This window comes from Streptomyces sp. NPDC055189 (assembly GCF_053606765.1).
Window position 1 is genome coordinate 119,125 of record NZ_JBSGSG010000007.1, and the last position, 24,768, is coordinate 143,892.

The window sequence follows — 24,768 nt, forward strand, 5'->3', positions numbered from 1 at the left end:
GCTGCCGCCGACGCTACCCCTCGCCGCCGGGCGCGGGGGAGGGGTCGACCGCATGGGCTTCTACGATCAGGGCCCATGAGCCCCCGTCTGCTGGTCTACAGCCGAACGACCGCCTACCGGCACGCGTCGATCCCGGCCGGAATCGCCGCCCTGCGCGAGCTCGCCGGCACAAGCGGCTGGTCCGCCGACGCGACCGAGGATCCGGCCGCCTTCGAGCGGGACCTGTCCGGCTACGCGGCGATCGTCTTCCTCTCCACCAGCGGCGACGTCCTCACGCCTGCCGGGCGGGCCGCGCTGCGGGCGCACCGGTCGGCGGGCGGCGGCTTCATGGGCGTCCACGCGGCGGCCTGCACCGAGTACGACTGGCCGTACTACGGCGAGCTCCTCGGCGCGCGCTTCGCCCGCCACCCCGCGTACCAGCCCGGTCGCCTGACCGTCGAGGATCACGCACACCCCGCCACCGCGCACCTCCCCGCGACGTGGGAGTTCACCGACGAGTGGTACGACTTCCGGTCCTCGCCGCGCGGTGCGGTGCGGGTCCTGGCGTCCGCCGACGAGTCCTCGTACGAAGGGGGCGGGATGGGCGCCGACCATCCCCTGGTGTGGTGCCGCGAACAGGGCGGAGGCCCGGTGTTCTACACGGCACTCGGCCACGCCGCCGAGGCCTACGCGGACCCGGTCTTCCGCGCCCACCTCCTTGGCGGCCTGCGGTATGTGACCGGGCACGGGTGAGCCCCCGCCCGGCGGGGGCGGGGGCTCGTACCTGCCGGCCGGTTCGTACCGGCGGCTAGAGGGTGCCGGAGGCGGCGATGGTGACCTCGGCCTTGGTGGCGCCGGACTGCGAGCCGTAGCTCTCGATCTTCTTGACGAGGGCCAGGCTCTCCTCGTCCGCGACCTCACCGAACACGACGTGCTTGCCGTCGAGCCAGGTCGTGGCGATCGTGGTGATGAAGAACTGCGAGCCGTTGGAGTTCGGGCCCGCGTTGGCCATCGACAGCTGGCCCGGCTTGGTGTGCTTGAGCGTGAAGTTCTCGTCGGGGAACTTGGCGCCGTAGATGCTCTTGCCGCCCGTGCCGTTGCCGGCGGTGAAGTCGCCGCCCTGGAGCATGAAGTCCGGAATGACGCGGTGGAACGACGAGCCCGCGTAACCGAAGCCCTTCTCGCCGGTGGCGAGCGCGCGGAAGTTCTCCGCGGTCTTCGGCACGACGTCGTCGAAGAGGTTGAACGTGATGCGGCCTTCGGGCTTGCCGTCGATGGTGATGTCGAAATAAGCCTTGATTGTCATGGTCCTCATCCTGTCATTGCCATGTCCCCGCCCGCCAACCGAACCCCCTAATACCTCCCCCATGGCTCCGGTGACCAGGCATAATGCCCTCCGGACCCGGGCCGTGTCAGTCCATGGTCGAGCCGATGGACGTGCTGCCGGTCGTCAGGAACGCCGTCGCGGGCAGGGCTCCGCCCGCCTGGCGGGCGCCGTACACCGTGGTGGCGTCCTTGGAGCGGAAGGCCGGGGTCGCGACACCGCTGTCCCAGTTGTTGGCGGCCGAGACGGTGCCGGAGCCGGGCTTGGCCGGGCCCGTGCCGTTGCCGACGGCCAGATTGCGGGCCAGGCGGCCCTTGCCCGTCGCGAAGTAGAAGCCGGTCTCCTTGTTGGCGTACGCGGTGTTGCGGTTGAGGTTGATCGCGCCGGGGTTGGAGTTCTCGGTGAAGCCGTGGAGCGTGTTGTCCCAGGCCGCGTTGTTGTTCACCACGTGCGCGGCGCTCGCACCGCCGCCGCCCAGCTTGAACCCGTTGCCGTTGCCTTCCCAGGCGGAGTCGTTCCAGCGGTTCTTGCCGTTGCCGAAGGCCCAGGTGTGCTCGACGGTGACGGGGGACGCGTACTGCCACAGGTCCAGGCCGTCGTCGGCGTTGTTGAACAGACGCGCCCCGGTGATCTTGTTGCCCGTGCCCGAGCCGAACTTCACCGCGAGGCCGTCCGCGTTCTGGCCGTGCGTGGCGGCGTCGTAGTTGCCGTGGCTGTCGAGGTTCTGCACCAGGTTGTCGGTCGTGCCGTCGCCGCGCAGGGTGAAACCGGAGTCGCCGTTGTCGGCGGTGACCAGGTTCTTGAAGATGCCGCCCACGGACGAGGTGGCGACGAAGCCCTGCGCGGGGGAATTGCGGAAGGTGAGGTTCTGCACGGTCCAGTGATCGCCGTAGATACCGGCGAGCCAGGAGCCCTCGGCGAGCTTCGAACCGTCGATCGTCACCTTCTCGGTGCCGTACGCGGCGAGGGTGATGCGCGCGGAGGCGCTGCCGTTCGCCGTCGACTTCAGGGTCTTGGCCGGGTAGTACGTGCCGCCCCGCACCTGGATCGTGGTCCCCGCCGACGCGTTCGCCACCGCGGTTTCGAGGGCCGCGGCGGTCGAGACGACCACGGTGCCGCTCGCGGCCTCCGCGTCGTCCGGGGCGAGACCCAGGTGGACGCCGCCCGCTCCCGCCGCCACGGCGACGGCGGCGGCGAGGGTGATCGTGCGGGTCCTGCGGTGGCGTCCGGTGCTGCTGCTCACAGCAGACGTTCCTCTCCTAGGGGGTGTGGTGCGGCGGCTGCCCGGGAACCCCATGACCTCCGGGCAGCCGCCACCCCCTAGTGCCCGCCGCGCGCCGGAAAGGTTGCCGCGCGGAAGGATCTTCCTCAGCCGGTCCGCGACCCCCTCACTCGGTCCTGATCCTCATGAAGGTGATCGAGTTCGCCGGGAAGGTGTACGAGAAGGACTCGGACACCCCCTTGAACGTCGAGGTCACCGGCTTGACCGGCGTCGCGTCCTTCGTGTTCTCCGCGGCCGGGTCCGCGGCCAGCGTGGTCACCTTCGCGCTCCGCCCGACCCGCGCGCCCGGGCCGAGACCGACCTTGGTGCGCGCCTCGGAACCCTGCGCGTTGACGACCTTGACGATCAGGTCACCGGTGGCCTTGTCGCGGGTGACGACCTGGCGGAACGGCTCGGCGATCTTGTCGTCCGTGAACGAACCCCACTTCTTGCCGTCGAGGAAGAGCGTGACCTGGCGGCCGCGCACCTCCACGCGCAGGTCATAGGTGCGGCCCGTCTCGATGGCCGTGGTGTCCTGGACCATGGTCTGCTTCGCGCCGTCGACGCTCTTCTCGACGGCCGACTGGGTGTTGTTCCAGCCGCCCAGGTTCCACCAGTAGTGGTTGCCGGAGTCCTTGACCCCGAAGGCGACCATGAAGCCCTCCTTGCCGGACTTCTTGGTGGCCTTCACGTTCAGGTCGTAGTTCTGCCAGCCCTTGTCGCCCGCCGTGACCAGGGTGTTCTCGGCGGCCTCGTCGGACTGGACGTACGCGCCGTCCTGGACCGCCCAGGTCCCCTTGTCCGCCGCTCTGCTCCACCGGCCGTCGTCGCCGGAGAAGTCGTCGCTCAGGAGCGTCTCGCCGTCCTCGCCGGTCACCTTCACGTCGTCGTACGCGGCGCGGGTCGCCCAGGTGGACAGGCCGACGGCGCCGGTGATGGGGCCGGACGTGGCGGGGGTGGCCGATGCCGTGGACGGCACGACCTCGTCACCGACGTGGCGCATGAAGAGCTTCTGCGTCTCGTAGTTGGCCGAGCCCCATGACTGGTCGTTGTCGTACCAGATCATGTTCGGCTTCCACTGCACGTAGTCCTCGTTGGCGAGCAGCGGGGCGTACGAGGCGAGCTTGACGACATCCGCGTTGCGCTCCAGGCCGGTCATGAAGGCCGCTTCGGACAGGGCGTTGGAGAACTTGTTGCCCTGCGAGGCGTACTCGCCGAGGAAGACCTCGGGGCCCTTGCGGTCGTAGGAGTCGTAGCGGTCGTTGTTCTCCAGGAACCACTGCGGGCTGTTGTAGTAGTGCTCGTCGACCATGGCGACGTCGGCGTCGCGGTTGAGCTGCCATGCCTTGTCGAAGGTCGAACCGCTGTCGTCGGGACCGGAGTTGGAGATGACGGTGATGTCCGGGTACTTCGCCTCGATGGCGGCGCGGAACTCCTTGAAGCGGGCGAAGAACTCCTCGGGGAGGTTCTCCTCGTTGCCGACCTCCAGGTGGGTGAGGCGGAAGGGCTTCGGGTGGCCCATCGCCGCGCGCTTCTTGCCCCACTCGCTGGTCACCGGGCCGTTGGCGAACTCGATGAGGTCCAGGGTGTCCTGGATGTGCCGCTTGAGGAGTGCCGGGTCGTCGGTGGCCTTGTTCTGGCCGCAGCCGGTCACCAGGGCGGGCACGACGGGCAGCGGCATGGCGCCGGTGTCCTCGGCGAACTGGAAGTACTCGTAGTAGCCGAGGCCGTAACTCTGGTTGTAGCCCCAGAAGTTGGCGTTGGTGGCGCGCTGCTCGACGGGCCCGATGGTGTCCTTCCACTGGTAGGAGCGCTTGCGCTGCCAGCCGGACTGCTCGTCGTACGCCTCGTGGGAGCCGGTGTTGACCAGGCAGCCGCCGGGGAAGCGCAGGAAGCCGGGGTCCAGGTCGGCGATCTTCTGGGCGAGGTCCTTGCGCAGGCCGTTCGCGCGGCCCTTGAACGTGTCGCGGGGGAAGAGGGAGATCTCGTCGAGCGAGACGGGGGCCGCGTCCGAGGCGACCGTGAGCCGGCCGGTGTCGGAGGTGCGGTCCGCGGTGAACGTGGCCTTGTACTTCGCCCAGCCGCCGCGTGCGGTGACGCGACGCGCCGGGGCGAGGTCGCCGGAGGCGTCGCGCAGGGCGATGGTCAGTGGCGCCTTCTGCGTTCCGCTGGTGCGCGCCCAGACCGAGAAGTCGTAGCGATCGCCCTTGGTGACCGCGAGACCGGTGTTGTAGCCGGTGTTGGTGACGGACGAACTGCCGCTCAGAGAAAGGTAGTTGCGGTTACGGGCGTTGAGGCGGCCGTCGTCGTTCACCACCTCGGCGGAACCGGACGTGTCCCATGAGGTCAGCGGCTTGTAGGCGGAGTTGTCGGCGGTGCTGTACTCGAAGGAGCGGTTCTGGACGAGCTCGGCGTAGAGGCCGCCGTCCGCCGCGCGGTTGATGTCCTCGTAGAAGACGCCGTACATCGAGTCGTCGATCTTCGCGCCGGTGCGGGCCGGGTCGACGTCGATGGTGTAGTCGGTGGGTTCGGCCGCGGCGGTGGGTCCCGCGGCGAGCGTTCCGGCGAGCAGGGCTCCCAGGGTGAGCCCGAGTCTCCATCGTCTGCGTGCCATGCGTACCCCAGTCCTCGTCTGCCATCGTGCGGCGTGTGCGGTATTTCGAACACTGATCAGTAGGTCGAACGGTCGAACGGCAACTTAGGTAGCGAAGAGCGGCTCGTCAACGCATTGCGCAGGAAGTGACGGAGGTGGACCCCGGGGTTCGTGATCTCGAACAACTGCCGTGAAAATCCTGGGACTTCGCCGCCGGCTCTGTCCGAACCGTTGACGCGCCCCGCGTTCGACCTTACGGTCCGTTCGAAGTTGCGAGCAGCATTCGAAATATCGAACAGAAGTGAGCCGCAATGTCACCACCCCTCCCGAGCCGACGAGGTGTGCTCGGCTCCATCGGAGCGCTCGCCGTCGCGGGCAGTTTCGGACTCGCCGCCGCCAATCGCAGCGCGTCGGCGATCGCGTCGGACGCGGACGTACGGGTCCGCTACTGGAACCTGTTCTCCGGCGGCGACGGTGCCAACATGATCGCGATGCTTGACGCCTTCCGCGCCGCGAACCCCGACGTCGACGTCAAGGACTCGACCCTCCAGTGGGGCAATCCGTACTACACCAAGCTCGCCATGGCGGCGTCCGGGAACCGCGCCCCCGACCTCGCGGTGATGCACCTGGGCCGGATCCCCGGCTTCGCGCCCGGACAGCTGCTCGACCCCTGGGACGTGCGGCTGCTCGCGAAGTACGGGGTGCGCGAGGCGGACTTCAACCCGGTGCTGTGGAAGCGCGCCGTCGTCGACGGCAAGCTCTACGGCGTCCCCCTCGACATCCACGCCCAGCTCTGCTTCTACCGCAGGGACGTGTGCGAGCAGGCGGGACTGCTCGCCGCGAACGGCGATCTGGCGGAGGTCACCTCGCCCGAGGACTGGTTCAAGGCGCTCAAGGCCGCGAAGAAGGCCGTCAAGGGAGACGTCCACACCATCGGCATCAAGGCCGACGAACCCAACTTCTCCTGGTGGTTCTTCCTCTCCTTCTACACCCAGCTCGGCGGCACCTGCCTCAGCGCCGACGGCCGGGACGTCACCCTCGACACCGACAAGGCCACCCGGGTCCTGGAGTTCCTGCGGCAGCACCTGACCGACGGCTACTCCACCGCGATCGGCATCGCCGACGCCGAGGCCTTCGTCAACGGATCGGCCTTCACCTGGGAGGGCAACTGGTCGGTGCCGGTCTTCAGCGGGGCGAAGCTCGAATACGGCGCGACCCCGCTGCCGCCGGTCTTCGGCAAGCCCGCCACCCACACCGAGTCCCACTGCTTCGTCCTGCCGCACCAGTCGCAGCGCGGCGGCGCCACCAACGAGGGCGCGCACCAACTGGCCGCGTACGTCGTCAAGAACGCCACGGCCTGGGCGCGGGGCGGTCACATCCCCGCCTACCTGCCCACGCTCGACGACAGGAAGTACCTGTCGCTCGAACCGCAGTCGGAGTACGTCTTTGCGATGGACCACATGGCCGTCGAGCCGCCCGCCTGGTTCGCCGGATCCACCGGACTCCTGGCCCAGCGCATCGGCCCCGTCATCGCCTCCTCCAACGTCGGCTCCGCCAAGCCGGACGCCACGGCCCGCCGCATGAAGGACGTACTCGAAAAGCTGGTCGCCATGAAGAACCCGATGGAAGGCAGATCCGCCACCGAGGGAGGGGCAGCCGCGTGAGCGCCCTGGACACCGCGGTCGCACCGGCCGCCGTACGGCCCGCCCCGGCGACGGACGCCGCATCACCCCGGACGCGACTGACCCGCCGCCTCCAGCACGGCGGCTGGTTCGTCGCCCCCTTCCTCGTCCTCTTCGCGCTCTTCGTGCTGCTGCCCATCGGCCGCGGCCTGTGGCTGAGCTTCACCGACGCCAACATCTCCGGCACGGGCGAGAGCTTCGTGGGCCTCGACAACTACCGCGAGGCCTTCGACAACCCGCTCATGTGGGACGCCCTCGGGCACAGCGCGTACTTCACGCTGCTCGTGGTGCCCTGCATCGTCGTCCTCGCCTTCCTCCTCGCGATGCTCGCCCACCACATCGAGCGCGCCAAGTGGCTGTGGCGGCTGTGCTTCTTCGCGCCCTTCCTGCTGCCGTCGACGGTCGCGGGAAACCTGTGGCAGTGGCTGTTCAACCCGGCCACCGGCATGATCAACCATGTCTTCGGGCTCGACACGCCCTGGCTGACGCAGAAATCCACCGCCCTGCTCGCCGTCGTGATCACCACCCTGTGGTGGACGGTCGGCTTCAGCTTCCTGCTCTTCCTCGCGGCACTGCAGAACATCCCGAACCACCTGTACGAGGCCGCCGCCCTGGACGGCGCGAACGCCTGGCACCGCCTGGTGCACATCACCCTGCCGATGCTGCGCAACATCACCGGCCTCGTGATCACGCTGCAGATCCTCGCCTCGCTCCAGGTCTTCGACCAGGCCGTGGTGATGCAGGACTTCGGTCCTGGCCCCGAGGAAAGCACCCGGACCTTCGTGCAGTACACCCTCGAAGAGGGCTTCACCGCCTACCGCGTCGGCTATGCCTCCGCGATCTCCATCATCTTCTTCGTGCTCATCGCGGCCGTCGCCCTCGGCCGGATGTGGCTCCTGCGCAAGCGTGAGGAGGGCGTGCGATGAGCACGGCCGTCGACGTACGGAAGAACAGCGGCAAGAAGCACAGCGGCAAGAAGAAGTGGACCCCGAGCCAGATCGTGCTCACCGCGCTCGGCGCCGCCGTCTCCGCGGTGTGGATGACACCGCTCCTGTGGGCCCTTTTCACCTCTCTCAAGTCGGAGACCGAGGCCGTCGAGGTGCCCACCCACTGGGTGCCCGAGGAATGGACGGGCCAGGCGTGGAAGGCGCTCTTCGAGAGCGGCAACATCACCAACTGGTTCGTGAACTCACTCGTCGTCTCGGTCTGCGTCACCTTCATCGTGGTGCTCGTCAGCGCACTCGCCGGCTACGGCTTCGCGCGCACCGAGTTCCGGGGCAAGAACGCGCTGCTCGGCCTGGTGATGGCGGGCCTGATGGTGTCGCCCGCCGTGCTCGGCGTCCCGCTCTTCACGACCGTCCAGTCCATGGGGATGGTCGACACCTACTGGGGCATGATCCTGCCGCAGTGCGCGCCCGCCGCGATGGTCTACATCCTCTACAAGTTCTTCCAGTCCATCCCGCACGAACTGGAGGAGGCCGCGTACATCGACGGCGCCGGACGCTGGCGGGTCTTCTTCACCATCGTCCTGCCCCTGTCCAGGCCCTCGCTCTCGGCCGTCGGGATCTTCACCTTCATAGCGTCCTGGAACAACTTCCTGTGGCCCTACATGGTGACCAACAACCCCGACCTGATGACCATGCCGAACGGCATCGCGACCGTCATGAACTCCTACGGCATCCAGTGGGCGCAGCTCATGGCCGGCGGCCTCATGGCGGGCCTGCCCCTGGTCGTCGTGTTCGTCTTCTTCCAGCGCCAGATCATCAGCGGCGTGGCCCATACGGGCCTGGCCGGCCAGTGAATCCCCTGCTGCCACGCTCTGCCGAAAGGTTCCACATGGCCCCCCGTTCCGCCCGCTTCACGCTCGACCCCGCCTTCGCCGTCGGCGACGTGGACCCCCGGCTCTTCGGCTCCTTCGTCGAGCACCTGGGCCGGTGCGTCTACACCGGCATCTACGAACCGGGCCACCCCTCGGCGGACGAGGCGGGGCTGCGCACCGACGTGCTCGGACTCATCCGCGAGCTCGGTGTGACGGCCGTGCGCTATCCCGGCGGGAACTTCGTCTCGGGGTACAAGTGGGAGGACTCCGTCGGGCCCGCCGACGAGCGGCCGCGCCGTCTCGACCTGGCCTGGCACTCCACGGAGACCAATCGGTTCGGGCTCTCCGAGTACATCGCCTTCCTGCGCAAGATCGGCCCGCAGGCCGAACCGATGATGGCGGTGAACCTCGGCACGCGCGGTGTGGAAGAGGCCCTGGAACTCCAGGAGTACGCCAACCATCCCGCCGGCACCGCCCTGTCCGACCTGCGCGCCGCGCACGGCGACAAGAACCCCTTCGGCATCCGCATGTGGTGCCTGGGCAACGAGATGGACGGGCCGTGGCAGACCGGCCACAAGACCGCGGAGGAGTACGGCCGTCTGGCGGCCGAGACCGCCCGCGCCATGCGCCAGATCGACCCGGACGTCGAGCTCGTCGCCTGCGGCAGCTCGGGCCAGTCCATGGAGACCTTCGCCGAGTGGGAGGCCACGGTCCTGGCCGAGACCTACGACCTCGTCGACCACATCTCCCTGCACGCCTATTACGAGGAGACCGACGGCGACCGGGACTCGTTCCTCGCCTCCGCCGTCGACATGGAGTCCTTCATCGAGAACGTCGTCGCCACCTGCGACCACGTGGGCGCCCGCCTGAAGTCCAAGAAGAAGATCAACCTTTCGTTCGACGAGTGGAACGTCTGGTACCAGTCCCGGCCGCACCCCGAGGTCGAGGAGAGCCTGCGCGACTGGCCCGAGGCGCCGCGTCTCCTGGAGGACAACTACACCGTCACCGACGCGGTCGTCGTCGGCTCGCTCCTGATCGCGCTGCTGCGCCACGCCGACCGGGTGGCCGTCGCCTGCCTGGCCCAGCTGGTCAACGTCATCGCGCCGATCCTGACCGAGCCGGGCGGCCCCGCCTGGCGCCAGACGTCCTTCTTCCCCTTCGCGCAGGCCTCGCGGTACGGCCGCGGCCAGGTCCTGGACGTGCGCGTGGACTCACCCGCGCACGAGACGCGGAAGTTCGGCGAGGTGCCCCTGCTGCACGCGACGGCCGTCCGCGCCGAGGACGGCACGGTCACCGTGTTCGCCGTCAACCGGAGCCAGAGCGAGGAGCTGTCGCTCGAAGTCGCGCTCCAGGAGCTGGAATTGAGCGACGTCATCGAGCACAGCGCGCTGTCCGACGCGGACCCCGACGCCCGCAACACCCTCGCGGAGCCGGAGCGCGTCACCCCCCACGGGGTGAGCGGCACGGCACTCCGGGACGGGACGTTGAACGCCGTCCTGGAGCCGCTGTCATGGAACGTGATCCGGCTCGGCTAGCCCCGGCCTCCGGGGGTGGACCGGCGAGGGGCGGGGCCGCGAGCGGGTCAGTAGGCGACGGGCCATCCGGAGCTCCAGTTCAGGAGGTTGACGCCGAGCTTGGGGGTGCCGTTGTCCTGGCCGTCGTAGTAGTGGTAGACGAGCAGGTCGCCGTCGGTGTCCTTCATGACCGACTGGCCGCCGGGGCCGATGTAGCGGCCGTGGCTCTCCTGCACCGGGGTCCCGCCGTTGTTCATCATGCCGACGCCGTTCTTGTCGACGTAGGGGCCGGTGACACCGGAGGAGCGGCCCACCTTGATCTTGTACGTGGAGCTGGTGCCCGCGCAGCAGGTGTCGTATGAGGCGAAGAGGTAGTAGTAGCCGTTCCGCTTGACGATGTAGGGAGCTTCGACGGCCTTGGTGCCGGTGGGACGCGAGGCGAGCGAACGCCGGGTCGTGTCGCCCGCGTACTGCTTGCCGGTCGAGGGGTCGATCCGGATCATCTTGATCCCGGTCCACCAGGAGCCGAAGGACAGCCACCACTTGCCGTCGTCGTCGACGAAGAGGTTCGGGTCGATGGCGTTGTAGTCGCTGGACGTGGTCGAGGTGTACACGGCGCCGTAGTCGGTCCAGGAGCCGGGCTCGCCGGTGGTGGAGCCCGCGAGGCCGATCGCGGATTTGTTGGAGCCGAAAGACGAGACGGAGTAGTACATCAGGTACTTGCCGCCGTGGTACGAGATGTCGGGTGCCCAGACGTCCCCGGTGGAGTTGTAGTTGTTCCACCAGCTGGGGCGGGTGGGGAAGGCGGAGCCGCTGCGGCCGAAGGCGATCCGGTCGGTGGAGGTGCGCAGTTGCAGGCCGTCGCCGGTCGAGTAGAGCAGGTACTTGCCCGACGAGGTGCGGGCCAGGGTCGGGTCGTGTACGACGATGTCGCCGGTGACCTGGCCCGGGTTGGGGTAGGCGGTGGCGCTGCCCGGGATGAGGGCGAGCAGCGCGGCGGCGGGCAGGGTGATGAGGGCTCTGCGCCGGAAGGGGGAACGGTTGGGGGTGCGGATGGGGATGCGGTTGGAGGTGTGGATGGGGGTGCGGCTCACTCCGGACTCCTTGCGTGGCGGCTGTAACTCCCCCTGTTCGTAGGGGAGTTGAGCGGAGGCGGTACGACAAGTGGTCGCCGCCCGCCCCCGCGAGGTTGCCGCCCGCGCACGTATTACAGCGCCGGATACGCGTTCTTCAGCAGCTCCTGGAACTGGGCCGAGAACCACTTGCCCGAGATCGGCGCGTCCGGGAGCGCGCCGGAGGGGTTGAAGCCGTTGCGGGGATTCCCCTCGTATGTCGGGTCACACATGCGGTCGAAGCCCTTGCCCTCGTCGTTCGGGATCTCCTTGCTCGCCCCGTCGGACTCACCCGGCGGCTTGATCCACACATAGGCGTCGATGCCGGCCTCCGGGGCGGTCTTCGGCCGCTCGCCGAGGCCCGCGCCAGACTGGTTGCACCAGTTGCCGATGTGAATGCGCCGGTCGTATCGGCCGCCTTCCACGTACGAGTCCACGTCCGTCGTCGGGCCGGGGCCCGCGGGCCGCGCCGAGCCGCCCCAGCCGTTGCGCGAGGTGTCGATCAGCATGCCGATGTCGGACCTGAAGCCGGTGGAGACGAGCTGATCGCGGAAGGACTGGGCGAAGGAGAGCTCGTCGACGGAGCGGTTCCAGTCGACCCACTTGGACTCGCGGACCGACCGGCCGTTGACCGTGTCGCCTATCTTGAAGTTGTTCTCCTTCAGGGCGCTGTAGTTCGCCGTGTTGGTGATGAAGCCGTGCACGTTGTCGACGCTGCCGCCGTCGGCGGTCGCCGCCTGGTGCATGACCTGGGCGGAAGCGGCGAAGTTGTCGTCCCAGCCGATCCAGCCGTGGTGGCCCGCGTCCACGTAGTTGTAGACGTTCTGGACGGCGCCGAGCTTGCGCAGCGCGTATCCGACGCCCTTCACGTAGTTGCCGTTGGCCTTCATCACGTCGCACTCGGGCGTCGCGGTGGGGCGGCTGCCGGTGTTGGTGACCAGGTTGGGCAGCGAGTCGATCTCGACGGTCGTGACGATGCGCAGATTCGCGTACTTGGAGTCGGCGAGGATCGCGGCGATGGGGTCGATGTAGTCGGTCTGGTACTTGTCGATCTCGGTGGGGCCGAGTTCGCCGTTGGAGGCGAGGGCGGCACAGTCCCGGCCCGGCAGGTTGTAGATGACGAGCTGGATGACGCCCGCGCCCTGCGCGATCGCCTCGTCCAGGTGGTCGCGCAGGCCCATCGATTCGCCGGCGCCCTCGATCGCGGCGATCCGGTCGAGCCAGACACCGGTGGGCTGGTCCGCGATGGCGCTGCCGCCCGGCTCGGCGGCGGCCTTCGCCGACCACTCGGGGTTCACGTAGGGCTTGGCGCCCGCGTACGGATTGTCGACGCGCGCCGCCGCTGCCTGAGTCTGCGTACCGCTGCTCGCGCCGTCGCCCACGGCAAGCGCGGTGCCGCCGGTGGTGGCGAGGACGGTGGCGAGTGCGGCCAGGAAGAGGGCGCGGGATCTGCGGTGCCTGGTGTGCGTGCGGCTCATGGTGGGGGTGATTCCCTTCAGGTGTGGGGTGTGGGGTGTGGGGTGTGGGGTGCGGGGGTCTTCGTGGGGGTGGCGCCCCGTAAGGGGCCCGGGGAACTGCGCGACAAGCCCCCACCGGCCTGCGGGTTCATCACCGCGACGGCAGCGAAGCGCTCGGTGGCGCCTGTGGCCATCACGCCGCGGTAGACGCCGCACCCTCCGTCGCCGCGACGGAGGGCGGCGCCGGTCCGGCGGCGACGAGGACGGCGCCCGCAAGCACGGCAAAGGTGCGGAACAGGCGCGGGGGACGGGGCATGAGCGACTCCTCGGATCGAACCGGAATCGCTCCCACTGGTGCCGTGGAAGCTAGCAGGAAGTCGCCGCCGGGAACAGAAAGGTTGGCGTGTTCTTCAGATTCTCCGGATCCGCGTCGTCGAATTCATTCGACAACTCCCTTTCGTGTGCGGGCTCTTGACATCACGGCGAATCGGCTGAACTTTGGGAGCGCTCCCACTGCCGCTCCCACTGGTGCTCCCGCTCCCCAAGCGGAGCACGCCCCCCCCCCATCGAGCCGTCAGGAGACATCCCCGCATGTCCGCATTCCCCCAATCCCCCCGCTCCGGCCCCTCCAGACCGGAAATCAGCCGCCGCAACCTGCTGACACTGGGCGCCGGCGCCGCCCTGGCCCCTGTCATCGTGGCGCTCAACCCCGCAGGTCACAGCGCCCATGCCGCACCCGCGGCGACCGAGTACGAACAGCGCTTCCTCGACCTCTACGCGAAGATCACCGATTCCGCGAACGGCTATTTCTCGCCGGACGGAATTCCGTACCACTCGGTCGAAACCCTCATTGTCGAAGCCCCCGACCACGGGCACGAGACGACATCCGAGGCATACAGCTATCTGCTCTGGCTGCAAGCCATGTACGGCAAGGTCAGCGGCGACTGGAGCCGTTTCAACGCGGCCTGGGAAACCATGGAGAAATTCATGATCCCGACCCACGGCGACCAGCCGACGAACAGTTTCTACAATGCGGCGAAACCAGCCACGTACGCCCCCGAGCACGACCAGCCGTCCCAGTACCCGGCCCGGCTCGACCCCGCGGTCGGGGCCGGCGCCGACCCGATCGCAGCCGAGCTGAAGAGCGCGTACGGGACCGACGACATCTACGGCATGCACTGGCTCCAGGACGTCGACAACACCTACGGCTACGGCGGCGACGCCGCGGGGCCCGTCTACATCAACACCTTCCAGCGCGGCTCCCAGGAGTCGGTCTGGGAGACCGTCCCGCACCCCACCCGGGACGAGTTCGAGCACGGCGGCAGGAACGGCTACCTCGACCTGTTCACCGGCGACGCCTCCTATGCCAAGCAGTGGAAGTACACCAACGCCCCCGACGCCGACGCCCGCGCCGTCCAGGCCGCCTACTGGGCCCACGTCTGGGCGTCGGACCAGGGCAAACAGGCCGACGTGGCGGCAACGGTCGCCAAGGCGGCCAAGATGGGCGACTACCTGCGCTACGCCCTGTTCGACAAGTACTTCAAGACCATCGGCGACTGCACCGACCCCTCAGGCTGCGCACCGGGCAGCGGCAAGAACAGCTCGCACTACCTGCTGTCCTGGTACTACGCCTGGGGCGGCGCCACCGACACATCGGCGGGCTGGGCCTGGCGCATCGGATCGAGCCACAGCCACGGCGGCTACCAGAACCCCCTGGCGGCCTTCGCCCTCAGCGCGTACGCCCCGCTCGCCCCCAAGTCGGCCTCCGGAAAGGCGGACTGGGGCAAGAGCCTGACCCGGCAGATCGAGTTCTACCGCTGGCTGCAGTCTGCCGAGGGCGCGATCGCGGGCGGTGCCACCAACAGCTGGCAGGGCCGCTACGCGAAGCCCCCGGCCGGCACCCCCACCTTCTACGGCATGGCCTACGACGAGAAGCCCGTCTACCACGACCCGCCCTCCAACCAGTGGTTCGGCTTCCAGGCCTGGTCGATGGAGCGCGTCGCCGAGTACCTCCACGAGACCGACGACCCCGCCGCGAAGACGGTCATGGACAAGTGGGTGAAGTGGGCGCTCTCCGAGACGAAGATCGCCGCCGACGGCACCTACAGCTTCCCCTCGACGCTGAAGTGGTCCGGTCAGCCCGACACCTGGAGCCCGGCAAGTCCCGGCGCCAACACGGGACTTCATGTCTCTGTCGTCGACCGCACCAATGACGTGGGTGTGGCCGCCGCCTACGCCAAGACCCTCACGTACTACGCCGCCGCCACCAACCACACGCAGGCCGCCACGACGGCCAAGGCGCTCCTGGACGGCATGTGGCAGCACCACCAGGACCCCCTGGGCATCGCCGTGCCCGAGACCCGCGCCGACTACGACCGGTTCGACGACGGGGTGTACGTCCCCGGCGGCTGGACCGGCACCATGCCGAACGGCGACACCATCGACTCCGGCGCCGACTTCACCTCCATCCGCTCCTTCTACCGCGACGACCCCGACTGGCCGAAGGTCGCGGCCTATCTCGCCGGGGGAGCGGCGCCGCAGTTCACCTATCACCGGTTCTGGGCGCAGGCGGACATCGCCCTGGCCATGGGGGCGTACGCCGAGCTCCTCGAACCGGCGTCGGGGTCGCGGTGACCGCCCGTACGACGCGCGCCGGGAAACTGCTCGGCGCCCTGTGCCTGATACCGGGGCTGCTGCTCGTGGCCGCCCCTTCCTCCGGAGCCGACGACACCGAGGAGAAGGCTGCCGCGTACACGAAGGCCGCCGCGTACACCTGGAAGAACGTGCGCGTGGACGGCGGCGGATTCGTCCCCGGCATCGTCTTCAACCGGTCCGAGAAGAACCTCGCCTACGCCCGCACCGACATCGGCGGCGCCTACCGCTGGCAGGAGAAGTCCCGCTCCTGGACCCCGCTGCTCGACTCCGTGGGCTGGGACGACTGGGGCCACACCGGAGTCGTCAGCATCGCCTCCGACACCGTCGCACCCAACAAGGTGTACGCCGCCGTCGGCACGTACACCAACGACTGGGACCCCGGTAAGGGCGCCGTCATGCGCTCGGCCGACCGCGGCAGGACCTGGAAGAAGGCCGGCCTGCCCTTCAAGCTCGGCGGCAACATGCCCGGCCGCGGCATGGGCGAACGCCTCGCCGTCGACCCGCACGACAACCGCGTCCTCTATCTCGGGGCGCCCAGCGGCCACGGCCTGTGGCGCTCCACCGACTCCGGAGCGACCTGGTCGGAGGTGACCGCGTTCCCCAACCCCGGCAACTATCAGCAGGACCCGTCGGACTCGACCGGCTACGCCTCCGACAACCAGGGCATCGCCTGGGTCACCTTCGACGAGTCCACGGGCGCATCCGGCTCGCGCACCAAGACCGTCTATGTGGGCGTCGCCGACAAGGAGAACGCCGTCTACCGCTCGACGGACGCGGGCGTCACCTGGTCCCGCGTCGCGGGGCAGCCCACCGGCCACCTCGCCCACAAGGGCGTGCTCGACGCGGAGAACGGCTACCTCTATCTCGCCTACAGCGACAAGGGCGGCCCCTACGACGGCGGCAAGGGCCAGGTGTGGCGGTACGCGACCCGCACCGGCGAGTGGAAGAACATCAGCCCCGCCACCGACGCCGACACCTACTTCGGCTACAGCGGGCTGACCGTCGACCGGCAGCATCCGGGCACCGTCATGGTCACCGGCTACAGCTCGTGGTTCCCCGACACCCAGATCTTCCGCTCCACCGACAGCGGCGGAAGCTGGACCGGTGCCTGGAGCTATGCCGCCTATCCCGAGCGCACCAACCGCTACACGATGGACGTCTCGTCCGTGCCGTGGCTGTCGTGGGGCGCGAACCCCGCGCCGCCCGAACAGACCCCGAAACTGGGCTGGATGACCGAGGCCCTGGAGATCGACCCCTTCGACTCCGACCGGATGATGTATGGCACCGGAGCCACCGTCTACGGCACCGGGAACCTGCGGCAGTGGGACAGCGGGGGCAAGTTCACCGTCACCCCGATGGTGAAGGGCCTGGAGGAGACCGCCGTCAACGACCTGGCGGCACCGGCCTCCGGGGCGCCGCTGCTCAGCGCGCTCGGCGACATCGGCGGCTTCCGGCACACGGACGTCACCAAGGTGCCGCCCCTGATGTACACCGGGCCCAACTTCACCACCACGACCAGCATCGACCACGCCGAGTCCGACCCGAATACGGTGGTGCGGGCCGGCCAGCTCGACAGCGGGCCGCGCGTCGCCTTCTCCCGTGACAACGGCGCCTCCTGGTCGGCGGGCAAGGAACCGCCGGGGGTCTCCGGCGGCGGCACGGTCGCCGCGTCCGCCGACGGCAGCCGCTTCGTGTGGAGCCCGGAGGGCACGGGTGTGCACGCCAGCGGTGACCGGGGCGCGTCATGGACGGCGTCCACCGGCATCCCGCAGGGCGCGGTCGTCGAGTCCGACCGGTCCGACCCGAAGACGTTCTACGGCTTCAAGTCCGGGACGTTCTACGTCAGTACGGACGGCGGGGCCACCTTCACCGCGAAGGCGTCCGGCGGGCTTCCGGCCGAGGGCCCGGTGCGCTTCAAGGCCGTGCCCGGAGCCAAGGGCGACATCTGGCTCGCGGGCGGAAAGACGGGCGGCACGTACGGCCTGTGGCACTCGACCGACTCCGGTGCGAGCTTCACCCGCGTCCAGGGGGTCCAGGAGGCCGACACGATCGGCTTCGGCAAGGCCGCTCCCGGCTCCGGCCACCAGACGCTCTACACCAGCGCGAAGATCGATGGGGTGCGCGGCATCTTCCGCTCCACCGACGCCGGCGAGAGCTGGGTGCGCGTCAACGACGACACCCACCAGTGGGGCTGGACCGGCGCGGCCATCACCGGTGACCCGCGGATCTACGGGCGGGTGTACGTCGCCACGAACGGCCGTGGCATTGTGTACGGGGATACCAACTCCCCGGACTGACAGGGGTAGTCGAAGCGCTTCGATACGCCTATGGACAGTACATGGGTGTCCCTCTAGGGTCGAGAGGGTCCGAAGTCGAAGCGCTTCGCCACCGCCTCTAACCCCCCAGGAGAGCCGTATGGTCACCCTTGCCGAGGTAGCCCACCACGCCGGAGTCTCGGCCAGCACGGTGAGCTACGTACTGAGCGGCAAGCGGTCCATCTCCGCCTCCACCAAGGACCGCGTCGAACGGTCCATCCAGGAGCTCGGCTACCACCCGAACGCCGGCGCCCGGGCCCTGGCCAGCAGCAAATCCAACATCATCGCGCTCATGGTGCCGCTGCGCACCGACATGTACGTGCCGGTGATGATGGAGATAGCCATCGCCGTCGCCACCACCGCACGCACCCACGGGTACGACGTCCTGCTCCTGACCGGCGAGGAGGGCCCCGAGGCGGTCCGCCGCATCGAGGGCAGCGCGCTCGCCGACGCGATGATCCTGATGGACGTGGAGCTGCACGACGAACGGCTCCCGCTGATCCGCGAGACCGCCAGGCCCGCCGTCCTCATCGGCCTGCCCGCCGACCCGACGGGACTGACCTGCGTCGACCTCGACTTCGTGGCGACCGGCGCCCAGTGCGTGGAGCACCTCTTCGGGCTCGGCCACCGGGAGATCGCCGTGATCGGCGAGGCCCCCGCCGTGTACGAGCGGCACACCGGCTTCGCCGAGCGCACCCTGGACGGGCTGCGCGCGCGGGCCGGCGAGCTCGGCGTGCGGGTGCTGCACCGGCCCTGCGAGGGGACGTACGACGCGCTCGCCGCGACCCTGGCCCGGATCTTCGACGAACGCCCCGGCACCACGGGCTTCGTCGTGCAGAACGAGTCCGCCGTGGAACCCCTCCTGAGCCTGTTGCGCCGGCAGGGCCGCGCGATTCCGGAAGACGTCTCCGTCATCGCCGTCTGCCCCGACCAGGTCGCCACCCAGGCCTCGGTGCGGCTCACCTCCGTCGCCATCCCCGCACAGGAGATGGGGCGGCAGGCGGTGGAGCGCGTCGTCGCCAAGCTGCGGGGACAGGGGGCCGATGAAGTGGCGCTTCTCGTACCGGAGTTGACGGTGCGCTCCAGCTCGGGCCCCGGACCCGCGCAGGGCTGACGGCGGGCCGGTGACGGGACGGGGGAGCTGCCCCGCCACCGGCCGCGCGGAACCCCTCAGGGGGTGGTCACGTCAGGGGGTGGTCACGGCGGGACGCGGCGCCTTCGCCATGCCGGAGCCGATGAAGAAGCTCGGGTGCGGGGGCTGGTTGTAGGCGGTGTTCTGCCAGGCAAGCGCCGTGCGGTACTGGATGTCGTGGAGCAGTGTGGTGATCTTCGTGCTCGTTTCGTGCGGGGTGGAGTAGATCCGCAGCGCCTTGTTGTCGGAGGTGCGCCACACGACCTCCTCGCGCCAGTCGCCCAGGATGTCCCCGGAGAGCGCGGGAGTCGCCTTCGTGCCGTTGTTGGACGCCACGGAGGTCCCCGTCAGGAGCCGGGTCTCGCCGCCCGTGCCGTACTTGTCGATGCGGGTGCCGTCGAGGAGTTCGCGGGTGGTGTCGCCGTCCCACCAGTTCACGAAGTTGACGCTGGACGGCTCGCGGCCGACGGAGGCTCCGGACGGCGAGCGCAGGGTGCTGTCGGCCGCGGACCACGACTCGGCGCCCGCCGAACCGGCGTAGATGTCGGCGGACACACCGCGCCCGTTGTCCGAGCCGGACGCCGTGGTCCACAGGCGCTGTCCCGTGCGGGCGTCGGCCATCCAGGAGCCGGGCTTGGAGCTGTCCTCGGACACCTTGAAGTACTCCAGGCCCGTGCGCGAGGGATCGAGGTCGCCGACGTGCCCGGCGTCCCCGTGCCCGAGCTTGGTGGTCCACAGTCCGCTGCCGTTGTCGTCGACGGTCATCGCGCCGTAGACGATCTCGTCCTTGCCGTCGGTGTCGACGTCCGCGACCGAAAGGCTGTGGTTGCCCTGGCCGTCGTACCCCTTGCCGGTGTTCGTCGAGGAGTTGGTGTCGAACGTCCAGCGCCGGGTGAAGGCACCGTTCCGCCAGTCCCAGGCGGCGATCACGGACCGTGTGTAGTAGCCGCGCGCCATGATCAGGGACGGCCTGCTGCCGTCCAGGTAGGCCGTTCCGGCGAGGAAACGGTCCACGCGGTTGCCGTAACTGTCGCCCCAACTCGACACGGTGCCGCGCGCCGGGACGTAGTCGACGGTGTCGAGCGCGGCGCCGGAGCGGCCGTCGAACATGGTCAGGTACTCGGGGCCGGCCAGGACGTAGCCGCCGGAGTTGCGGTGGTCGGCGGACGAGCTGCCGATCACCGTGCCAGCGCCGTCCTTCGTGCCGTCCGCCGTCTTCGTGGCGACCTCGGCCCTGCCGTCACCGTCGTAGTCGTACACCTGGAACTGCGTGTAGTGCGCGCCCGAGCGGATGTTGCGGCCCAGGTCGATCCGCCACAGGCGGGTGCCGTCCAGCTTGATGCCGTCGATGACCGTGTTGCCGGTGTAGCCGGACTGGGAGTTGTCCTTGGCGTTGGTGGGCTGCCACTTCAGTACGAAGTCCAGGGCGCCGTCCCCGTCGAGATCGCCGACGGACGCGTCGTTCGCCTCGTAGGTGTACGCCACGCCGTCCGGGGTCGTGCCCCCGGCGGGCGGCGTGATCGGCACGTCCTTGTACCCGGCGCGGAACTGCACCGCGTGCACGGAGTCGCCCTGCTCGCTGCCGTCGACCACCGCGCGCACGGTGTAGTCGGCGCTGTTGGGGGCGCCCGCGTGGAAGTAGTTCGTCGAGCCGGTGACCGGCGAGGAGTTGACCTTCGTACCGCCCCGGTAGACGTTGAAGGCCACGTCGTCGTCATCGGTGCCGAGCCAGCGCCAGCTGACCAGGTTCCCGGCGTCGGTGTGCACGCTGACCACCCCGCGGTCCAGTGCCTCGGCCTGGCGGGTGGTCGCCGCCGACGAGGTGGACGACAGGGCGATGAGCCCTCCGGCGGCCAGGGCGCCCGCGACGACGGCGGTGAGCAGGACCCGGCCGCGGGCCCGCCGTGCTCTTTTGCCCCGGCGTCGGCGGAGTGAGCTGTGCGGGTGATCGGACATCGGATGCTCCTGCGGGGGAGAGGGTTCGGGGGAGAAGGTGCCTGGGATGTGTCGCCGCAGGACGCGCGGAAGGTTGCCGCCCGGATGAGGCGGACTGAGCGGAGCGGCCCGCGCAGATCACCCGCCCCCCGGGGCTCCGTGCGGGCCTTGGCTCAGATCTGACTGGGATTCCGGACATTGTTCGATCTCTCGCACGGACGTTGCTATGCTCGCGCACCGCACTTCGGCGGCACGGGGGCCACCGGTGCGCGTGCAGAGCCGCGCAAGCACAGAAAGAGGTCACCCGTGGGGACAGCCGTCGACGACGCAGCCGCCGCGGAGTTCCATGAGTTCTTCGAGCGGCACTACACCGAACTCGCCCGCCTCGCGCACATGTTGACCGGTGAGAAGGACGCCGCGGACGATCTCGCGGCGGACGCCCTGGTCGCGCTCTGGCACCGCTGGGACCGCGTGCGCGCAGCCGAGCACCCGGCCGCGTACGCGCGGGGAGTCGTCGCCAACATGGCGCGCAGCCGCATCCGCAGCGCCGTCCGCGAGCGCCGCCGGGTGGCGCTCTTCTGGGGGCAGCGCGCGGAGGGCGTCGACGACCCCGACGTACCCGCGGTCGTCGACGTCCAGGAGGCGTTGCGTACGCTGCCGTTCCGTAAGCGGGCCTGCGTGGTCCTGCGGCACGCCTTCGACCTCTCGGAGAAGGACACCGCGCTCACCCTCGGGATATCGGTCGGTACGGTGAAGAGCCAGACGTCCAAGGGAATGGCGGAGCTGCAACGGCTCCTGGGCGAGCTGGCCGCGTCGCAACTCGTGGGAGGGAGGCAGTGATGGACGACGTACGCAAGCAGCTGCGCGATGCCGCGGCGGAGCACCGCCCCGACCGGGAACGGATGCTCGCCCGGATCGAGCGCGGCATGGAGCGCGACGCCGTCGGCCCCGGCGCCCCGCCCCGCGGCAGGCTGCCACGGCCCGCCCCCTGGCTGCGTATCGCGGGCGCCACGGCCGCCGTCGCCGGGGTCTTCGCGCTCGGCGGCTACGCCGTCGCCTCCGTCGTCCGGGGCGACGAGCCGCCGCCCCGCACCGTGGGCACACCCGCAGCCCCCGAATCCCCGACCGGGCCGAGCCCCTCCGCGTCGGTGCCCGAGGACGAGAACGCCAAGCCGAGCTCACCGGCCGAACCCACGCACTCCTCGGGCAAGACGACGAACAGCCCGCCGGGGAAGGACAAGGACCGGGACACGAACCGGCCGCCGAAGAAGTCCGCACCCCCGCCCGACACGCGGCGCGTCGCCCCGGACGCCAAGGGCGTCGAGGACGGCTACCTCTGGAGCGACGGCTCCATCGACCCGCAGAGCAACGACTTCTGGGCGCAGAGCACCCTCACCTTCAAGACGGAGAAGCCCCTCACCGCGCTCACCGTCGAACTGCGCGTCGCCCAGACCGGCGGAGTCGCCGACGCGGGCAACTGGCGCTCCCTGCCCGCCGAGGACTTCACCGTCTCCGTGCGCGAACAGGACGGCGAGCTGGTCTACCGCTGGACGCTGAAGGCGGGCCGGACCGTCCCCGCGGGGGAGCACGTCTTCGCGGGCCAGTACAACCACGCCGAGGGCGGCAGGGACGCGGGCGAGGACACCTACGCGGCGGAGGCGACCGCGTCGGGCCAGAAGGCCGCCGTACGCGGCGACTTCGCCCGCACCTCGTAGAGCGCGGGAGAAATCTTTCCGCGGGGCGGCAACCTTCCGCATCCGGGCGGAGACCAGCAGACGCAAGGTCATCCCCCCAGCGAAAGAGCGGTCCCCATGACCACGCAACGAGCCGAACTGCGCAAGAGCCGCAAGCGCCGCCTCACCCGCCGCCGCGCCGTGGGCGCGGCGGGCGGCGCGCTCCTGCTGACCGGCGCCACCCTCGGCGCCAACATGCTGCTCTCCCCGGCCGGAGCGGCGACCACCGCCGCGGCCGACTGGCCCACCCCCACCGGCAGTAAGGCCGTCACCAAGACCATCGAGGTCTCCGGCACCTACGACGGCGCACTCCAGCGCTTCTACGGCAGCGGAGACCTCGGCGGCGACGGCCAGGAAGAGGGCCAGGACCCGATCTTCAAGCTGAAGGACGGCGCCGTCCTGAAGAACGTCGTGCTCGGCAAGCCGGCCGCCGACGGCGTGCACTGTTCGGGCAGCTGCACCATTCAGAACGTGTGGTGGGAGGACGTCGGCGAGGACGCGGCCAGCTTCAAGGGCACATCGACCAGCTCGGTCTACAACGTGACCGGCGGCGGCGCGAAGGGTGCCGACGACAAGGTCCTCCAGTTCAACGGCGCGGGCAAGCTGAACATCACCGGCTTCCAGGTCTCGGACTTCGGCAAGCTGGTCCGCTCCTGCGGCAACTGCTCCAAGCAGTACAAGCGCACGATCAGCATCAGCGACGTGGACGTGACCGCGCCCGGCAAGTCCCTGGCCGGCATCAACACCAACTACGGCGACACGGCGACCCTGAGCAAGATCCGCATCCACGGCGACAGCAGCAAGAAGATCAAGCCCTGCGTCCGCTACACGGGCAACTCCTCGGGCGACGAGCCCACGGAGACGGGAAGCGGCCCCGACGGGACGTACTGCAAGTACAGCGCCTCGGACATCAGCTACCAGTAGCGGCTGTCGGCGGAGAACCCCGGGAATAACAGATCGCTCGCACCGGCGGTGAGTGATTGAGTCTCTACTTCATGAAGTAGACCTCAGGGAGACCGAGTTGCTCCGCCTGCATCTGACGGCCGCCACGCTGCTCAGGGTGTCCGCCGAGGGAGTGGCGACCGCGCTGGTGCTCACCGTCCAGTCGCGCACGGGGGACGCGGCGAGCGCCGGTTTCGTACAGACCGCGATGACGCTGCCGTATGTCGTCAGCGGGCCGGTCATCGGCCACGCCCTCGACCGTACCGACCGGCCGCGACGCCTCGTGATCGCGCTGGCCTGCGGCTATGCCGTCGCGACCGCGCTGCTCATGGCGTCGGCGGGGCGCTCGCCGCTGGTGCTCGTGCTGATGGTGGCCGCCGTGGTCGGCTGCGTCGAGCCGGTCGTGGCGGCCCTCACCGGTCTGCTGCCGCGGTTCGTCCCCGCGCGGCGGCTCTCGCGTGCGTACGGCCTGGAGGCGTCGAGCTACAACGTCGCGGCCATCGCGGGGCCCGGCCTCGCCGCGCTGGTCGCCGCGTTCGCCGGTGCGGGACACACCGGCATCGTGATCGTGGCCGCCGCCGTGCTCGGCCTGCTCGTCCTGCCCCTGCTGCGGATCCCGCCGCCGCAGGGCGGGGCGGAGCGGACGCGGACGGGGCTCGCGCAGGTCGTGGGGGGCGGGTTCTCGGTGCTCGGGGCCAACCGGGTGCTGCGGGCCCTCACCGTGTCGACGATGTTCGCCTGGTTCGGCTACGGCGGGTTCGCGGTGGCGGCGGTGCTGCTCGGCCAGGACATCGGCGCGGGTGCCGCGGCGGGCGGACAGCTCCTGGCCTGTTTCGCGCTGGGATCGCTCGTGGGAGCGCTGGCCTCCTCGCGCCGGCTGACACCCGAACGCGCCGAACGCGTTGTGAGCATCGGCCTGTTGGGGTTCGGCACGTCACTCGCCGCCCTTGCTGTGGTGCCGTCGCTGCCCTGGGCGTGGGTGGTCTGCGCTGGGGCGGGACTGGCCGAAGGACCGCTGTTCGCCGCGACGCTGATGCTCCGTCAGCGCGAGTCGCCGCCGGAGCGGCTCGGCCAGGTCAACACCACCGGCGGCAGCCTGAAGATCGGCGCGTCGGCGGGCGGCGCGGCGCTGACCGGGGTGTTCGCGGGCACGCTCGGAGCGGACGGGATGATGCTGGGCATCGCCGCGTGCCAGTTGGCGGGGGCGGTGCTGTGGCTCGTGCTGCGGCGGCTCCCCGCATCCGCGGCGGCGGTGTCCCGCAGCGCGTCCTGAACCGGGGCGGCCGTGACAGCCCCGGTCCAGGATGCGACGGCG

At 69.7% G+C, this 24,768-nt stretch carries 18 protein-coding genes and 1 pseudogene; 12 read left to right on the top strand and 7 right to left on the bottom strand.

Annotated elements, in window-relative coordinates; all coding sequences use genetic code 11:
* The first annotated feature begins 75 nt into the window (after positions 1-75).
* A complete protein-coding gene (locus tag ACWFR3_RS07805) occupies positions 76-732 on the top strand; it encodes a ThuA domain-containing protein (protein WP_453733667.1) in 657 nt (218 codons plus the stop codon).
* Between the two features lie 55 nt (positions 733-787).
* On the opposite strand, the gene ACWFR3_RS07810 is transcribed toward ACWFR3_RS07805, so the two are convergent.
* The 3 genes from ACWFR3_RS07810 to ACWFR3_RS07820 form a co-directional block, all read right to left on the bottom strand.
* Positions 788-1,285: a peptidylprolyl isomerase gene (locus ACWFR3_RS07810; protein WP_453733668.1), complete on the bottom strand. Its 498-nt coding sequence runs from the start codon at positions 1,283-1,285 to the stop codon at positions 788-790.
* A gap of 106 nt (positions 1,286-1,391) precedes the next feature.
* Positions 1,392-2,546, bottom strand: coding sequence for a right-handed parallel beta-helix repeat-containing protein (locus tag ACWFR3_RS07815; RefSeq protein ID WP_453733669.1), 1,155 nt, complete (start codon positions 2,544-2,546; stop codon positions 1,392-1,394).
* Positions 2,547-2,691: 145 nt separating this feature from the next.
* Entirely contained in the window at positions 2,692-5,178 is a 2,487-nt protein-coding gene (locus tag ACWFR3_RS07820) for an alpha-L-arabinofuranosidase C-terminal domain-containing protein (RefSeq protein ID WP_453733670.1), read from the bottom strand.
* Positions 5,179-5,468: 290 nt separating this feature from the next.
* Here ACWFR3_RS07820 and ACWFR3_RS07825 point away from each other — a divergent pair, with 290 nt between their 5' ends.
* The 4 genes from ACWFR3_RS07825 to arfA are packed head-to-tail and all read left to right on the top strand — an operon-like array spanning position 5,469 to position 10,193.
* On the top strand, positions 5,469-6,821 hold the full coding sequence (locus ACWFR3_RS07825; RefSeq protein ID WP_453733671.1) for an extracellular solute-binding protein: 1,353 nt from the start codon (positions 5,469-5,471) through the stop codon (positions 6,819-6,821).
* Positions 6,818-7,765, top strand: a complete 948-nt coding sequence (locus ACWFR3_RS07830; RefSeq protein WP_453733672.1) for a carbohydrate ABC transporter permease — start codon at positions 6,818-6,820, stop codon at positions 7,763-7,765. Before ACWFR3_RS07825 ends, ACWFR3_RS07830 begins: the two co-directional genes overlap by 4 nt.
* The gene (locus tag ACWFR3_RS07835) at positions 7,762-8,640 is read left to right on the top strand and encodes a carbohydrate ABC transporter permease (protein ID WP_453733673.1); all 879 of its coding nucleotides are present in this window, start codon (positions 7,762-7,764) and stop codon (positions 8,638-8,640) included. The genes ACWFR3_RS07830 and ACWFR3_RS07835 overlap by 4 nt, the downstream gene beginning before the upstream one ends.
* A 35-nt stretch (positions 8,641-8,675) precedes the next feature.
* Entirely contained in the window at positions 8,676-10,193 is a 1,518-nt protein-coding gene (gene arfA / locus ACWFR3_RS07840) for an arabinosylfuranosidase ArfA (RefSeq protein WP_453733674.1), read from the top strand.
* Positions 10,194-10,240: 47 nt separating this feature from the next.
* Here the strand turns inward: arfA and ACWFR3_RS07845 are convergent, their stop codons facing one another.
* The 3 genes from ACWFR3_RS07845 to ACWFR3_RS07855 all read right to left on the bottom strand — a co-directional run bounded on the left by ACWFR3_RS07845 (position 10,241) and on the right by ACWFR3_RS07855 (position 13,057).
* The gene (locus tag ACWFR3_RS07845) at positions 10,241-11,227 is read right to left on the bottom strand and encodes an arabinan endo-1,5-alpha-L-arabinosidase (protein ID WP_453733731.1); all 987 of its coding nucleotides are present in this window, start codon (positions 11,225-11,227) and stop codon (positions 10,241-10,243) included.
* Between the two features lie 152 nt (positions 11,228-11,379).
* On the bottom strand, positions 11,380-12,762 hold the full coding sequence (locus ACWFR3_RS07850) for a glycoside hydrolase family 6 protein (RefSeq protein ID WP_453733675.1): 1,383 nt from the start codon (positions 12,760-12,762) through the stop codon (positions 11,380-11,382).
* Positions 12,763-12,934: 172 nt separating this feature from the next.
* Positions 12,935-13,057, bottom strand: a complete 123-nt coding sequence (locus ACWFR3_RS07855) for a hypothetical protein (protein WP_453733676.1) — start codon at positions 13,055-13,057, stop codon at positions 12,935-12,937.
* 434 nt (positions 13,058-13,491) lie between these two features.
* Here ACWFR3_RS07855 and ACWFR3_RS07860 point away from each other — a divergent pair.
* The 3 genes and pseudogenes from ACWFR3_RS07860 to ACWFR3_RS07870 all read left to right on the top strand — a co-directional run.
* Positions 13,492-15,375 (top strand): annotated as a pseudogene (locus ACWFR3_RS07860) (glycoside hydrolase family 48 protein); the annotation flags it as partial.
* On the top strand, positions 15,372-17,693 hold the full coding sequence (locus ACWFR3_RS07865) for a xyloglucanase (protein WP_453733677.1): 2,322 nt from the start codon (positions 15,372-15,374) through the stop codon (positions 17,691-17,693). The pseudogene ACWFR3_RS07860 and the gene ACWFR3_RS07865, both read left to right, overlap by 4 nt.
* Before the next feature lie 118 nt (positions 17,694-17,811).
* Positions 17,812-18,825, top strand: coding sequence for a LacI family DNA-binding transcriptional regulator (locus ACWFR3_RS07870; RefSeq protein ID WP_453733678.1), 1,014 nt, complete (start codon positions 17,812-17,814; stop codon positions 18,823-18,825).
* A 72-nt stretch (positions 18,826-18,897) separates the two neighbouring features.
* Here the strand turns inward: ACWFR3_RS07870 and ACWFR3_RS07875 are convergent, their stop codons facing one another.
* Complete coding sequence (locus ACWFR3_RS07875) at positions 18,898-20,799, bottom strand: rhamnogalacturonan lyase (protein ID WP_453733679.1); 1,902 nt, start codon at positions 20,797-20,799, stop codon at positions 18,898-18,900.
* Between the two features lie 285 nt (positions 20,800-21,084).
* Here ACWFR3_RS07875 and ACWFR3_RS07880 point away from each other — a divergent pair, with 285 nt between their 5' ends.
* The 4 genes from ACWFR3_RS07880 to ACWFR3_RS07895 all read left to right on the top strand — a co-directional run bounded on the left by ACWFR3_RS07880 (position 21,085) and on the right by ACWFR3_RS07895 (position 24,726).
* Complete coding sequence (locus ACWFR3_RS07880) at positions 21,085-21,618, top strand: SigE family RNA polymerase sigma factor (protein ID WP_453733680.1); 534 nt, start codon at positions 21,085-21,087, stop codon at positions 21,616-21,618.
* A complete protein-coding gene (locus tag ACWFR3_RS07885) occupies positions 21,618-22,493 on the top strand; it encodes a hypothetical protein (protein WP_453733681.1) in 876 nt (291 codons plus the stop codon). The genes ACWFR3_RS07880 and ACWFR3_RS07885 overlap by 1 nt, the downstream gene beginning before the upstream one ends.
* Positions 22,494-22,589: 96 nt before the next feature.
* The gene (locus ACWFR3_RS07890) at positions 22,590-23,435 is read left to right on the top strand and encodes a pectate lyase (protein ID WP_453733682.1); all 846 of its coding nucleotides are present in this window, start codon (positions 22,590-22,592) and stop codon (positions 23,433-23,435) included.
* Between the two features lie 97 nt (positions 23,436-23,532).
* Positions 23,533-24,726, top strand: coding sequence for an MFS transporter (locus ACWFR3_RS07895; RefSeq protein WP_453733683.1), 1,194 nt, complete (start codon positions 23,533-23,535; stop codon positions 24,724-24,726).
* The last annotated feature ends 42 nt before the right edge of the window (positions 24,727-24,768 follow it).